Origin of the sequence: Neisseria chenwenguii, assembly GCF_002216145.1 — a bacterium.
Classification (GTDB): domain Bacteria; phylum Pseudomonadota; class Gammaproteobacteria; order Burkholderiales; family Neisseriaceae; genus Neisseria; species Neisseria chenwenguii.
On sequence record NZ_CP022278.1, the window covers coordinates 2458256 to 2471880 of the forward strand.

General features: G+C 54.7%; 12 protein-coding genes. All 12 read left to right on the forward strand.

Going from position 1 to position 13625, the window contains the following annotated elements; genetic code table 11:
* Positions 1-4: 4 nt before the first annotated feature.
* The 12 genes from rpsA (at position 5) to BG910_RS11915 (ending at position 13589) form a co-directional block, all read left to right on the forward strand.
* The gene (gene rpsA, locus BG910_RS11860; protein WP_089037268.1) at positions 5-1690 is read left to right on the forward strand and encodes a 30S ribosomal protein S1; all 1686 of its coding nucleotides are present in this window, start codon (positions 5-7) and stop codon (positions 1688-1690) included.
* 11 nt (positions 1691-1701) lie between these two features.
* A complete protein-coding gene (locus BG910_RS11865) occupies positions 1702-2007 on the forward strand; it encodes an integration host factor subunit beta (protein ID WP_089037025.1) in 306 nt (101 codons plus the stop codon).
* 672 nt (positions 2008-2679) lie between these two features.
* Positions 2680-3822 (forward strand): cell division protein ZapE, encoded by a 1143-nt coding sequence (gene zapE, locus BG910_RS11870; protein ID WP_089037026.1) that lies wholly within the window; start codon positions 2680-2682, stop codon positions 3820-3822.
* A 76-nt stretch (positions 3823-3898) separates the two neighbouring features.
* The gene (ndk, locus tag BG910_RS11875) at positions 3899-4324 is read left to right on the forward strand and encodes a nucleoside-diphosphate kinase (RefSeq protein ID WP_089037027.1); all 426 of its coding nucleotides are present in this window, start codon (positions 3899-3901) and stop codon (positions 4322-4324) included.
* Between the two features lie 218 nt (positions 4325-4542).
* Positions 4543-5637: a 23S rRNA (adenine(2503)-C(2))-methyltransferase RlmN gene (gene rlmN / locus BG910_RS11880; RefSeq protein WP_089037028.1), complete on the forward strand. Its 1095-nt coding sequence runs from the start codon at positions 4543-4545 to the stop codon at positions 5635-5637.
* Positions 5638-5640: 3 nt separating this feature from the next.
* A complete protein-coding gene (gene pilW, locus BG910_RS11885; protein ID WP_089037029.1) occupies positions 5641-6393 on the forward strand; it encodes a type IV pilus biogenesis/stability protein PilW in 753 nt (250 codons plus the stop codon).
* Positions 6394-6396: 3 nt separating this feature from the next.
* A complete protein-coding gene (locus BG910_RS11890; RefSeq protein WP_089037030.1) occupies positions 6397-7269 on the forward strand; it encodes a helix-turn-helix domain-containing protein in 873 nt (290 codons plus the stop codon).
* A 1-nt stretch (position 7270) separates the two neighbouring features.
* The gene (gene ispG, locus BG910_RS11895; protein ID WP_089037031.1) at positions 7271-8536 is read left to right on the forward strand and encodes a flavodoxin-dependent (E)-4-hydroxy-3-methylbut-2-enyl-diphosphate synthase; all 1266 of its coding nucleotides are present in this window, start codon (positions 7271-7273) and stop codon (positions 8534-8536) included.
* A 127-nt stretch (positions 8537-8663) separates the two neighbouring features.
* A complete protein-coding gene (locus BG910_RS11900; RefSeq protein ID WP_089037032.1) occupies positions 8664-9965 on the forward strand; it encodes a paraquat-inducible protein A in 1302 nt (433 codons plus the stop codon).
* Positions 9952-11613, forward strand: a complete 1662-nt coding sequence (gene pqiB / locus BG910_RS11905; protein ID WP_089037033.1) for an intermembrane transport protein PqiB — start codon at positions 9952-9954, stop codon at positions 11611-11613. Before BG910_RS11900 ends, pqiB begins: the two co-directional genes overlap by 14 nt.
* Positions 11613-12131 (forward strand): PqiC family protein, encoded by a 519-nt coding sequence (locus tag BG910_RS11910; protein ID WP_089037034.1) that lies wholly within the window; start codon positions 11613-11615, stop codon positions 12129-12131. The genes pqiB and BG910_RS11910 overlap by 1 nt, the downstream gene beginning before the upstream one ends.
* A gap of 231 nt (positions 12132-12362) precedes the next feature.
* Positions 12363-13589: a uracil-xanthine permease family protein gene (locus tag BG910_RS11915; RefSeq protein ID WP_089037035.1), complete on the forward strand. Its 1227-nt coding sequence runs from the start codon at positions 12363-12365 to the stop codon at positions 13587-13589.
* The last annotated feature ends 36 nt before the right edge of the window (positions 13590-13625 follow it).

Consider the following 13625-nt stretch of genomic DNA (forward strand, 5'->3'; position numbering starts at 1 on the left):
ATATATGTCTATGGAAAATTTTGCCCAGTTGTTGGAAGAAAGCTTTACCCTGCAGGAAATGAATCCGGGTGAAGTGATTACTGCCGAAGTTGTCGGCATCGATCAAAACTTCGTTACCGTAAATGCAGGTCTGAAATCAGAATCTCTGATTGATGTTGCCGAATTCAAAAACGCTCAGGGCGAGATTGAAGTAAAAGTCGGTGATTTCGTTACCGTAACCATCGAATCTGTCGAAAACGGCTTCGGCGAAACCAAACTGTCGCGCGAAAAAGCCAAACGTGCTGCCGACTGGCTTGCTTTGGAAGAAGCGATGGAAAACGGCGACATCCTGTCCGGCGTGATCAACGGCAAAGTCAAAGGCGGCCTGACCGTGATGATCAACAGCATTCGCGCATTCCTGCCGGGCTCGCTGGTTGACGTGCGTCCCGTTAAAGACACTTCGCACTTTGAAGGCAAAGAAATCGAATTCAAAGTCATCAAATTGGATAAAAAACGCAACAACGTGGTGGTATCGCGCCGCGCCGTTTTGGAAGCCACTTTGGGCGAAGAGCGCAAAGCCCTGTTGGAAAACCTGCAGGAAGGCACTGTTGTCAAAGGTATCGTTAAAAACATCACTGATTACGGTGCATTCGTTGACTTGGGCGGCATCGACGGCCTGCTGCACATCACCGACCTGGCATGGCGCCGTGTGAAACACCCGAGCGAAGTGTTGGAAGTCGGTCAGGAAGTCGAAGCCAAAGTATTGAAATTCGACCAAGACAAACAGCGTGTTTCTCTGGGTATGAAACAGTTGGGCGAAGATCCGTGGAACGGTCTGACCCGCCGTTACCCGCAAGGTACCCGCATCTTCGGTAAAGTTTCCAACCTGACTGATTACGGTGCATTCGTTGAAATCGAACAAGGCATCGAAGGCTTGGTACACGTTTCCGAAATGGACTGGACCAACAAAAATGTCCACCCGAGCAAAGTGGTTCAGCTGGGCGACGAAGTCGAAGTGATGATTCTGGAAATCGACGAAGACCGCCGCCGCATCTCTTTGGGCATGAAACAATGCCAAGCCAATCCGTGGGAAGAATTTGCCGCCAACCACAACAAAGGCGACAAAATTTCCGGCGCGGTTAAATCCATTACCGACTTCGGCGTATTCGTCGGCCTGCCGGGCAATATCGACGGCTTGGTACACCTGTCCGACCTGTCTTGGACCGAATCGGGCGAAGAAGCCGTACGCAAATACAAAAAAGGCGAAGAAGTCGAAGCAGTTGTATTGGCCATCGACGTGGACAAAGAGCGCATCTCTTTGGGCATCAAACAGCTCGAAGGCGATCCGTTCGGCAACTTCATCAGTGTAAACGACAAAGGTTCGCTGGTGAAAGGCGTTGTGAAATCCGTTGACGCCAAAGGCGCGGTTGTTGCGCTGTCTGACGAAGTAGAAGGCTACCTGCCTGCTGCCGAGTGGTCGAGCGAACGCGTTGAAGACCTGCGTAATGTTGTGAAAGAAGGTGATGAAGTGGAAGCCGTTGTGGCCACCGTTGACCGTAAAAACCGCAGCATCCGTCTGTCTGTAAAAGCGAAAGACGCGAAAGAAAACCGCGACGCACTGAACTCTGTCAACGCCGCAGCAACCGCACACGCTGGCACTACCAGCCTAGGTGACCTGCTGAAAGCCAAACTGTCAGGCGACCAAGAATAAGGTCGGAAATTATGACTAAGTCTGAGTTAATGGTACGTTTGGCAGAAGTTTTTGCCGAAAAAAACGGTACCCAACTGATGGCTAAGGACGTCGAATACAGCGTTAAAGTTTTGGTTGATACCATGACCCGCTCGCTTGCCCGCGGTCAGCGGATTGAAATCCGCGGCTTCGGCAGCTTCGACTTAAACCACCGTCCGGCGCGCGTCGGCCGTAATCCCAAAACCGGCGAACGCGTGGAAGTGCCCGAAAAGCATGTTCCACATTTCAAACCGGGCAAAGAGTTGCGCGAACGCGTGGACTTGGCCTTGCAAAAATAATTCCGTTAAATACGAAATAGGAAAAACGCCGCAGCAATGCGGCGTTTTTATTTTTGAGGCAAACTTTTCGGGGTGTGTTTTAAATGGGTGGAACGTATTTTCAGACAGACTGAGATATAGAAATCACAAGCGTCCGCCCAAAGGCCGTCTGAAACGGTTAATCCTGCAACCGATGCCATTTCCACGCAGGCGGGAATCCACGTTTTTTGAAACTTCTATTAAAACAAGATATTGCCTGTTTTTTGCCATGGATTCCCGCCTGCATGGGAATGACGTCTGCGGGAATTTCAGACGGCCATTCTGATTTTTGTAACGGTCTCGCCCTCAATGCCCGTATGACGTCGTTATCAAAAAGATATAGTGAATTAAAATAAGAAATCTGCTTCGTTGGCCGCGGCTGGGCTCAAAGAGAACGATTCACTAAGGTGCTGAAGCGCCAAGCTCATCTGTCCCGTACTACCCGTACTGTCTGCGCCTTGCTGTCTTGTATCTTTCTTATTTTACTTCACTATGAATCAGCGCAGGCGTTTGGGCCGTCTGAAATCATTTATAATGGCGGCTGTTTGGTTTGGCAGATGCGCAGATTCTGTCTGCATTTATATTTTCAGACGGCCTTTCTGCCGCAATGCAATTAAAGCCGTAAAACAACAAATTTGATACAAGGTTTAATGAATGAGCAATAGAGAAAATCAGTTTGTCCCGCCCGCTTTCGACAACCACAGCCCGCTGACCTGGTATCAGGCGGCGAAGCAGCAACCGGGTTTTATCAGCGATAAGGCGCAGGCGCAGGCGATTGAATATCTCGACCGTTTGTGGACGGAACTGATGATGTTCAAACGTAAGCGCAACCGCTTTTTGGGGCGCAGTCTGCGTTCGCCGCAAGTGCCCAAAGGTCTGTATTTTTACGGCGATGTCGGGCGCGGCAAAAGTTTTCTGATGGATGCGTTTTTCGGCTGCCTGCCTTACAAACGCAAACGCCGCGTGCATTTCCACGCGTTTATGGCGGAAATCCACAAGCGTTTGAAAGAACTGAAAAGCGAGGAGAATCCGCTGAAAGCTGTAGCTTCGGAAATCGCCAACGAAACGCGCGTTTTGTGTTTCGATGAATTTCACGTCAGCGATATTGCCGATGCGATGATTTTGGGCAGGCTGCTGGAAAATCTGCTGGCCGAGGGCGTGGTGTTGGTGGCGACTTCAAATTACGCACCGTCCGAACTTTACCCGCAGGGGCAGAACCGCAGCAGTTTCCTGCCGACGATTGCGCTGATCGAATCCAATCTGACGGTGTTGAATGTGGACGGCGGCGAAGATTACCGCCTGCGCACGCTGAAGCCCGCCGAGATTTTCTTCGTGCCCGCCAATGAGGAAAACGAGCAGAAGCTCGCGGCGCTGTTTCAGGAAATGTCCGGCCTGTCCGGCCCGGATCCGGGTGTCAGCATTATTCACGGCCGCGAAATCGCACACAAAGCCAAAACCGAACACGCCGTTTGGTTCGATTTCCGCGCCCTGTGTTTCGGCCCGCGCTCGCAGGCGGATTATCTTTATTTGGCCGAACACTACGAAATCATTTTCATATCGGGTTTGGAACGGCTGACCCCGCAGGAAAAAGCCGAAGCGCGCCGCCTGACCTGGCTGGTGGACGTTTTATACGATTTCCGCGTCAAACTCTGCGCCACCAGCGAAGTGCTTGTGGACGACATTTATGTCGAGGGCGACTTCGTCCAAGAGTTTACCCGCACCGCCAGCCGCATGACCGAAATGCAGTCGGAAGCCTATCTGGCGCTGCCGCATCTGACTTTGGGCACGAAAGCGTAACACGGTCTTTTTACCAAAAATAACGGAAGTTTGGTAAAATGCCAAGCTGAAAAAATTCTCAAAAAAGGATATTCAAATGGCGATTGAACGCACCATTTCCATTGTTAAACCCGACGCCGTCGGCAAAAATATTATCGGCAAAATTTACAGCCGTTTTGAAACCAACGGCTTGCGCATTGTCGCCGCCAAAATGAAACACTTGAGCGTGCGCGAAGCGCAAGATTTTTACGCCGTTCACAAAGAGCGCCCGTTTTTCGGCGAACTGGTTGAATTTATGACCAGCGGTCCGGTGATGATTCAAGTTTTGGAAGGCGAAAACGCCGTCGCCAAAAACCGCGAGCTGATGGGCGCAACCAACCCCGCCGAAGCTGCCGAGGGAACCATCCGCGCGGATTTCGCCGAGTCGCTGAGCGTTAACGCCGTACACGGTTCCGACAGCTTGGAAAACGCCGCCATCGAAATCGCCTACTTCTTCAGCCAAAGCGAAATCTGCTCACGCTGATCCGTCAGAGGCCGTCTGAAAGTTTTGAAGCCGTTGCAAACGGTTTTTCAGACGGCCTGAAGCAGCAAAGTCAAAAAGCATCGGCGCGGGCGGTAACGCTGTATCCGGTTGTTTGCCGTATTTGATTTGTAAGACATATTTTCAGACGGCCTATCCATTCAGGCCGTCTGAAAATCAATAAAGCAGGCCGCAATGCAAGCCTGCTGCACCGTAAGAACATGAAAACCAACCTACTGAATTACGACTTGAAAGGTCTGACCGAGCATTTCGCCGAAATGGGTGAAAAGCCTTTCCGCGCCAAGCAGGTGATGCGCTGGATGCATCAGGGCTGCGCGGCGGATTTCGATGAAATGACCGATTTGGCCAAATCGCTGCGCCAAAAGCTGAACGGGCAGGCGGTTGTCGGCGTTCCCTCGCTGATGACGTCGCAGGAGTCTTCAGACGGCACGCGCAAATGGCTCCTCGATGTGGGAACGGGCAACGGCGTGGAAACTGTGTTTATCCCCGAAACCGACCGCGGCACGCTCTGCATTTCTTCGCAGGTCGGCTGTGCACTCGAATGCACTTTTTGTTCCACCGGCCGGCAGGGGTTCAACCGCAACCTGACCACCGCCGAAATCATCGGCCAGCTTTGGTGGGCGAATAAAGCGATGGGCGTGACGCCGAAAAACGAGCGCGTGATTTCCAATGTCGTGATGATGGGGATGGGCGAGCCGATGGCGAATTTCGACAACGTCGTGACCGCGCTCAATATTATGCTCGACGACCACGGCTACGGCCTTTCCCGCCGCCGCGTAACCGTATCTACTTCGGGCATGGTGCCGCAGATGGACAGACTGCGCGATGCCGCGCCCGTGGCGCTGGCGGTGTCGCTGCATGCTTCAAACGACGCGGTGCGCGACGAAATCGTGCCGTTGAACAAAAAATATCCGCTCAAAGAATTGATGGCGGCGTGTCAGCGCTATCTGGTCAAAGCGCCGCGCGATTTTGTCACTTTCGAATATGTGATGCTCGACGGCATCAACGACAAAGCCGAACACGCGCGCGAGCTGATTGAATTGGTGAAGGACGTGCCGTGCAAATTCAATCTGATTCCGTTTAATCCGTTTCCGAATTCGGGCTACGAGCGCTCGGGCAACGAAAACATCCGCGTGTTCCGCGATATTCTCCAGCAGGCGGGTTTTGTCGTGACTGTGCGCAAAACTCGCGGCGACGATATTGATGCAGCCTGCGGCCAGCTTGCCGGCCAAGTGCAGGACAAAACGCGCCGCCGGCAGAAATGGCAGCAAATTGTGGTTGAAAAACAGGGGTAAAACATGAAACTGAATATCTGGCAGCCGCTGCTTCTGGCGGCATTTTTGAGTGCCTGCGCCAATTCGGGCGAGCCGAGCAAACGCGAGCGCGAAGAGCAGGTTTCCAATATCAAAACGCAGCTGGCGTTGGAATATATGCGCGGGCAAGATTACCGTCAGGCCACCGTCAGCATCGAAGAAGCCTTGAAAGCAAACAGCAAAAACGACATGGCTTGGCTGGTGCGCGCGCAGATTTACCAATATCTGAAAGTGCAGGACAAAGCGCGTGAGAGTTTCCAAAAAGCACTGGCTTTGAAACCCGACAGCGCGGAAATCAACAACAACTACGGCTGGTTTTTGTGCAGTAGCGGCAACAATCCCGCGCAATCCCTCGCTTATTTCGACAAAGCGCTGGCCGACCCGACTTATCCCAGCCCGCATATCGCCAACCTGAACAAAGGCATCTGCAGCGCCAAACTGGGGCAGTTTTCGCTGGCCGAATCTTATCTGGAACGCTCGCTTGCCGCCGCACCAGGTTTTCCGCCCGCGTTTAAGGAATTGGCGCGCACCAAAATGATGGCCGGCAATCTGAAAGATGCCGACTACTATTTCCGCCAGTACCAAAGCAAAGTCGATGTTTTGCAGGCCGACGATCTGCTTTTGGGCTGGAGGCTGGCCAAAGCGCAAGGCAATGCGCAGGCAGCTTACGAATACGAAGCCCAGCTCCGGGCGAATTTCCCTTATTCCGAACAATTAAAAGAAATCACAGGCCGTTAAGATATGGAAAACCAACAAAAAGCCGCATACAACCAACAAGCGGCAAAAGAGCTGGGACAGGAACTGAAAAAGCTGCGCACACAGCAAGGTATGGATACGGACGATGCCGCAGGCCGTCTGAAACTGAGTGCAGAGCAGGTAGAAGCCTTGGAACAGGGCAATTATGCCGACTTTTCGGGCTTGGTATTTGTGAGCGGTTTTCTGCGCGCATACGGGCGCCTGCTGAAAATGGACGAAAAAGACCTCGCAGGCCGTCTGAAAGCCGTCGTGCCGGCGGCGGCCGACCATGTTTACGCGGTCAACCGCCAACAGTCCGGAACCATACGCTACCAAAATATTGAGAAAGCGGGCTTCCCTAAATGGATTTTAGGCTTGGCTACCGGCCTGTTGGTCGGCAGCGGCATTTTGGCATGGCAGAACAAATCCAATCAGGAACACGCCCTGCAAACCAAGCAGGACAGCAGCGCAGTTCAAAACAGCCTGCAACCGCCGGCTTTGAAAGCCAGCAATATTTCCGTATCAAAAATGGCGGATGAAAACAAACAGGCTTCTGCCGCCGCAGCGTCTCAAGCCACGCCGGCTGCCGCCTCTGCTGCTGCGGCTTCCGCACCGGCCGTTACCGTTGCGCCAGACGAACTTTGGATTAAAGTCCATTTCCGCAGCAACCTGATTATTACCGACAAAGACGGCAAAATGGTGTTCAGCCGCATCGTTCCTGCCGGCGGCGAACAGCGCTTCAAAGGCGGTGCGCCGTACAACGTCTGGGTCGGCATTTCCTCCGGCGCGCAGGCCAATTTCGGCGGCAAAGCCATCAATCTTCAGGAACACCGCGCAGCGGGCGAACGCTCCGCTTCCTTTATCGCCGGGAAAAAATAATATGAACGGATACCAGCGCCGCCAAACCCACCAAGTGCAGATCAATCACGTTACCGTCGGTTCGGACGCGCCCGTGGTCGTGCAGTCGATGACCAATACCGACACCGCCGATGCCGAAGCCACCGCCTTGCAGGTGAAAGAACTCAGCGATGCCGGCTCCGAAATGGTGCGGATTACCGTCAACAGTCCTGAAGCCGCTTCAAAAGTAGCCGAAATCCGCAGCCGTTTGGACGACATGGGCTACACCACGCCGCTGATCGGCGATTTCCACTTCAACGGCGAACGCCTGCTGGCCGAGTTTCCCGAATGCGGCAAAGCCCTGTCGAAATACCGTATCAACCCAGGTAACGTCGGCAAAGGCGCGAAAGGCGATGAAAAGTTCGCCTTTATGATCCGCACCGCCGCCGAAAACGACAAAGCCGTGCGTATCGGCGTCAACTGGGGTTCGCTCGACCAAAGCCTCGCCAAACGCATGATGGATGCCAACCTCGCCTCCGCCACGCCCAAAGCGCCCGCAGAGGTGATGAAAGAAGCGCTGATCGTTTCCGCGCTCGAGTCCGCCGAAAAAGCCGTCACCCTCGGCCTGCCCGAAGACAAAATCATTTTGTCGTGCAAAGTCAGCGCCGTGCAAGACCTGATTCAGGTTTACCGCGAACTCGGCAGCCGCTGCCGCTATCCGCTGCACCTCGGCCTGACCGAAGCCGGCATGGGCAGTAAAGGCATCGTCGCCTCAACCGCCGCTTTATCCGTATTGCTGCAAGAAGGCATCGGCGACACCATCCGCATTTCCCTCACACCCGAACCAGGCAGCCCGCGTACGCAGGAAGTCATCGTCGGCCAGGAAATCCTGCAAACCATGGGCTTGCGCTCGTTTACCCCGATGGTCACAGCCTGCCCCGGCTGCGGCCGCACCACCAGCACCGTGTTTCAAGAGCTGGCGCAGGACGTGCAAAACTACCTGCGCCAGAAAATGACCGTATGGCGCAGCCTCTATCCCGGCGTCGAATCGCTCAACGTCGCCGTTATGGGCTGCGTCGTCAACGGTCCCGGCGAAAGCAAACTGGCCGACATCGGCATCAGCCTGCCCGGCACGGGCGAAACCCCCGTCGCCCCCGTTTATGTGGACGGCGAGCGCAAAGTAACCCTCAAAGGCGACAACATCGCCGCCGAGTTTTTACAGATTATCGAAGAATATGTAAAAACCAATTACGGCGAGGGCGGCGCCAAGCGCCGTTTGGCCAAGGTTATTCCGATTCAAACCGTCTGATTCGGCAACAATATGAAACAGGCCGTCTGAAAACTCCGATTGCAGAGTGATGCCGGAGTTTTCAGACGGCCTTAGTATTTTTCCTTTATAATGCCGACTCTTGTTTCCGCCTGTTTCCCGTATTTCCATGAGACCGATTCCGACCTACCGACGCTGGTGGCGCTATAAGGCGTTCCGCCAAGATGCCGCGCTGCCGGCGCATACGGTCGATTGTCCGGACTGCGGCAGCCGCATGGATATTCCGCGTTTGGTGCAGGGGCAGGAGGTGCATTGTCCGGTGTGCAACCACGAAATCGTCGAGGTGGAAAACAATCCCTACGTCGCGCCGCTGGCTTATGCAACGACGTCGCTGATTCTGATGGCTTTTGTGTACGGCATGATGCTGATGAAGGTCGAAATGTTCGGTATGACGTCGATTCTGTCGCTGCCGGGCATGATGCGCGGGCTGGTGCTGCTGGATTACGGTTTTCTCGCCGAGGTGATGTTTGCGCTGGTTTTCGGCACACCGCTGCTGTTTCTGCTGCTCTGTCTGTATGTTTACACGGCGCTGGCGCGGGAAAGGGTTTTTCCGGGGCTGCGCTGGGCGACGCGGGTATTGGTGCGGCTGCGGCATTGGATTATGGTGGATGTGTTTGTGGTGTCAGTGTTGGTGGCGCACATCAAACTGACCACGGTCGCGGCGGTGGAATACGGGCCGGCGGCTTATCTGATGCCGGCGCTGGCGGTGATGCTGATTCGGACTTCGGTGTCGATTCCGCAGCATTGGGTTTATTACAAAATCCACCGCATTTTGGGGTGCAATGCCGTTCAGACGGCCTCTGAAGACAGAATCTGTTGCGGCCGCTGTCTGTATTTCCGCGACCAAAACGAGGAAACCTGCGGCGTGTGCGGTGCGGATCTGTACCGCCGCCGCCCGAAAAGCCTGAGCATTTCGACGGCGTTTCTCATCGCGGCAGCAGTGCTGTATATCCCGGCCAATCTGCTGCCGATCATGATTTCTTCCAACCCGACCGCCTTGGAAATCAATACGATATTGAACGGCATCGTGTATATGTGGAACGATGGCGACAAGCTGATTGCGGTGATTATTTTCTGCGCCAGTGTGCTGATTCCGATTATGAAGATTGCAGCGATGTCGTGGCTGACTGTTTCGGCGCATTTCCGGCCGTTTGCGAGTGCGCACTTAATGACGACGGTTTACCGCGTTACCGAAGCCATCGGCCGCTGGTCGATGATCGATATTTTTGTGATTATTATCCTGATGAGCGCGTTTCATACCAATGTCGCGCGCGTCGTGCCCGGCGAAGCCGCCGTGTATTTCTGTTTGGTCGTTTTGCTGACCATGCTTTCTGCCTATTTTTTCGACCCGCGCCTGATTTGGGACAAACACAGCGTTTCAGACGGCCTCAAGAATGATGAACCAAGATAACTCTTCCGAAACCCGAAGCGTGCCCGCGCGCGTGAATAAAACCAATGTTTTCACTTCCGTCGTCTGGATTATCCCGCTGGTTGCGCTGGTGGCCGGCGGCTGGCTTTTGATGAAGCAGATCCGCGAAACCGGCCCGCGCATCACGCTGCTGATGGACAGCGCCGAGGGCATCGAAGTCAACAATACAGTGGTGAAAGTGTTGAACGTCGATGTCGGCCGCGTCATCCGCATCAAGCTGCGCGACGACCGCAAAGGCGTGGAAGTGACCGCGCAGCTCAACGCCGACGCCAAAGAACTGATGCGCAGCGATACCCAGTTTTGGGTGGTCAAGCCGCGCATCGACCAAAGCGGGGTAACGGGTTTGAATACGTTGCTTTCCGGCTCGTATATCGCGTTTACGCCCGGCAAAAGCAGCGAGGAAAAACATACGTTTGAAGTGCAGGACATTCCGCCGATTGCCGCCATCGGCCAAAGCGGCCTGCGTCTGAAGCTGACCGGCAAAAACGACAAAATCCTCAACGTCGGCAGCCCGGTTTTATATGAAAACTTCATGGTCGGCATGATTGAAAGCGCGCGCTTCGAGCCGGCCGACCAGACCGTTCACTACACCGTCTTCATCCAAAGCCCCAACGACAAACTCATCAATTCCAACAGCCGCTTCTGGCTGTCCAGCGGTTTCCATATCGAAACTTCAGCCAACGGCATCAAAGTCGATTCTGCCCCGCTGGGCGCGTTAATCTCCGGCGCGATCTCGTTTGACGCGCCGAAAACCGGCGACAGCCACGCGGTCAAAAACAACGACCAATTCACGCTTTACGACAGCCAAAGCGAAGTCGCCAACCTGCCCGACGGGCGCTCGATTTACTACACCGCGTTTTTCAAACAATCCGTGCGCGGCCTGACGGCGGGTTCGCCTGTGGAATACAAAGGCATCAACATCGGCGTCGTCACCGATGTGCCGTATTTCGACCGCAACGACAGCCTGCATCTGTTTGAAAACGGCTGGATTCCCGTGCGCCTGCGCCTCGAGCCCGCGCGCATGGAAATCAATGCCGACGCGCAAAGCAAAGACGTTTGGAAACAGCAGTTTCAGACGGCCTTAGACAAAGGGCTGACCGCTACGATTTCCAGCAACAACCTGATTACCGGCACAAAAATGGTCGAACTGACCGAACCGCGCGGCTCGTCGCCCAAGCTCAAACCGCACACCGTTTACGGCGGCGACACCGTGATTGCCACGCAAACCGGCGGTTTGGACGATTTGCAGGTGCAGGTCGCAAATCTGCTGGAAAAATTCAACAGCCTGCCGCTGGATAAAACCGTCAACAACCTCAACGGCTCGCTGGCCGAGCTGAAAACCACGCTCAAATCCGCCGATGCCGCGCTTAAATCCGTCAATTCGCTGGTCGGCAAACCGCAGACGCAAAACCTGCCCGCCGAGCTGAACGCCACGCTGCGCGAGTTGCGCGAAACCCTCAAAGGCGTATCGCCGCAATCGCCCGTGTACAGCGACGTTCAATCCACCCTGCAAAGCCTCGACAAAACGCTGAAAGACGCGCAGCCAGTCATCCAAACCCTGAAAGAAAAACCCAACGCGCTGATTTTCAACCAAAATGCCAAAGACCCGATCCCGAAAGGAAGCCGATAATGCGCCTGTTTCCCACCGCCGCCGCGCTGGCCTTAGCCGCCTGCTCAAGCGCGCCGGCCACGCAATATTTCATGCTGCCCGACAGCCAATACAGCCGCCCCGCCGCGCAGGGCGAGGAAGTGGCGGTGAAAGTATTCCTCGCCGCCCCGTTGGACAACGGCGGGCTGGTGTACCAAACTGATGCCTTAAGCATCAATTTCGCCAAAAACAACCTCTGGGCAAGCCCGCTCGATGCCGCGCTGGCCAACAGTTTCAGCAACAAACTCAACCGCCTGAACCCGCGTTATGTATATGCACCCGCCGGCCGCAGCCAAAGCGGCAAAACGCTGAAAATTTACGTCGAAGCCTTCAACGGCAGCTACCGCGGCCAAACCGTCGTCGTCGGCTACGCGCAATGGCCGAACGGCCAAACCCGCCCGTTTAAAGCCGAAACCGCACAGCAGGGCGACGGCTACGCCGCGATGGTGCAGTCGCTCGAGCAGGGTTTGCAGGCCGCGGCGGAACAGATTGCACGCTGAGGCCGTCTGAAATTTAACCGCCCTATCCTGCCGCTCCTTTTGCTTCGTTTGCGATCGCCCCGATAATGTTATGGATGTTTAGGGTTATCGGGCAGTTTCCCAATAAAAAAACAAGTCCGGCATCTCCATTTCTACCATTGTTCAGACGGCCTTTTTAATCTGTCTGGCACTCCCCTGCCCCTGCAGGTATAATCGCGCCCGTTTGCCAACAAAAGATAACGGAATTTAACCATGCAGCAGCTCAAATCCGCCATTGCCGGCGCACAGATTTTGTTTGTCGCGTTTGGCGCGATGGTACTCGTTCCCCTGCTTACCGGACTTAATCCCGCGCTGGCGCTTTTGGGCGCAGGCTGCGGCACTTTGCTGTTCCAACTGCTGACGCGGCGAAAAGTGCCGATTTTTTTGGGCTCGTCTTTCGCCTTTATCGCACCGATTATTTACGCGATTCAGGAATGGGGGCTGCCCTCGACCATGTTCGGCCTGTTTGCCGCGGGCTTTATGTATTTTGTATTTGCCGCGATAATTAAATGGCGCGGGCTGGAAGCGGTGCACAAACTGCTGCCGCCCGTGGTTATCGGCCCGGTGATTATGGTCATCGGTTTGTCGGTGGCAGGCGCAGCGAGCCAGATGGCGATGGGCTTTTCGGGCGACAAGCAGGTAATCGAATATGGCAGTTCGTTGATTTTGGCAGGTTTTTCATTTGCGGTAACGGTGATTGTGTCGGTATTCGGCAGCAAAATGATGAAACTCATCCCGATTTTAATCGGCGTAGCCTCGGGCTATCTGCTGGCGCTGGCAATGGGGCTGGTGGATTTGAGCGGCATCATCAATGCGCCGTGGTTTGCCGTTCCCCATTTTGAAACGCCGCAGGTCAACTGGCAGGCGGCGCTGTTTATGCTGCCCGTCGCCATCGCGCCCGCCATCGAACACATCGGCGGCGTCATGGCCATCGGCAACGTCACCGGCAAAGATTACGCCAAAGACCCGGGTTTGGACAAAACCCTTGCCGGCGACGGTTTGGGCGTGTGCGTAGCCGGTTTGATCGGCGGCCCGCCGGTAACGACTTACGGCGAAGTGACCGGCGCGGTAATGATTACCAAAAACAGCAATCCTGTAATTATGACTTGGGCGGCGGTTTTCGCCATCTGCATGGCGTTTTTCGGCAAATTCAACGCCTTCCTCGCCTCGATTCCGCTGCCGGTAATGGGCGGCATCATGATTTTGCTGTTCGGCACCATCGCCTCGCTCGGTCTGAAAACGCTGATTGACGCGAAAGTCGATTTGATGAAGCCGCGCAACCTCGTCATCGTCAGCTCGGTTTTGACCACAGGCGTCGGCGGCATGATCATCAAGGTCGGCACTCTCAGCTTCGCCGGCGTGGGTTTGTGTGCGGTGTTGGCGATTGCATTGAATATGTTGCTGCCGGATTCGGAAGATTCAGTGGAAAGCATCCACTAAACAGATGCTTAAGGCCGTCTGAAAACTGTTTTTCCA

What these genes read in the sequence shown, in the direction of transcription:
- rpsA (WP_089037268.1), top strand. Translation starts at nt 5, where the DNA reads ATGTCTATGGAAAATTTTGCCCAGTTGTTGGAAGAAAGCTTTACCCTG.
- pqiB (WP_089037033.1), top strand. Translation starts at nt 9,952, where the DNA reads ATGAACCAAGATAACTCTTCCGAAACCCGAAGCGTGCCCGCGCGCGTG.
- BG910_RS11900 (WP_089037032.1), top strand. Translation starts at nt 8,664, where the DNA reads ATGAGACCGATTCCGACCTACCGACGCTGGTGGCGCTATAAGGCGTTC.
- BG910_RS11910 (WP_089037034.1), top strand. Translation starts at nt 11,613, where the DNA reads ATGCGCCTGTTTCCCACCGCCGCCGCGCTGGCCTTAGCCGCCTGCTCA.
- BG910_RS11890 (WP_089037030.1), top strand. Translation starts at nt 6,397, where the DNA reads ATGGAAAACCAACAAAAAGCCGCATACAACCAACAAGCGGCAAAAGAG.
- ispG (WP_089037031.1), top strand. Translation starts at nt 7,271, where the DNA reads ATGAACGGATACCAGCGCCGCCAAACCCACCAAGTGCAGATCAATCAC.
- zapE (WP_089037026.1), top strand. Translation starts at nt 2,680, where the DNA reads ATGAGCAATAGAGAAAATCAGTTTGTCCCGCCCGCTTTCGACAACCAC.
- pilW (WP_089037029.1), top strand. Translation starts at nt 5,641, where the DNA reads ATGAAACTGAATATCTGGCAGCCGCTGCTTCTGGCGGCATTTTTGAGT.
- BG910_RS11865 (WP_089037025.1), top strand. Translation starts at nt 1,702, where the DNA reads ATGACTAAGTCTGAGTTAATGGTACGTTTGGCAGAAGTTTTTGCCGAA.
- BG910_RS11915 (WP_089037035.1), top strand. Translation starts at nt 12,363, where the DNA reads ATGCAGCAGCTCAAATCCGCCATTGCCGGCGCACAGATTTTGTTTGTC.
- ndk (WP_089037027.1), top strand. Translation starts at nt 3,899, where the DNA reads ATGGCGATTGAACGCACCATTTCCATTGTTAAACCCGACGCCGTCGGC.
- rlmN (WP_089037028.1), top strand. Translation starts at nt 4,543, where the DNA reads ATGAAAACCAACCTACTGAATTACGACTTGAAAGGTCTGACCGAGCAT.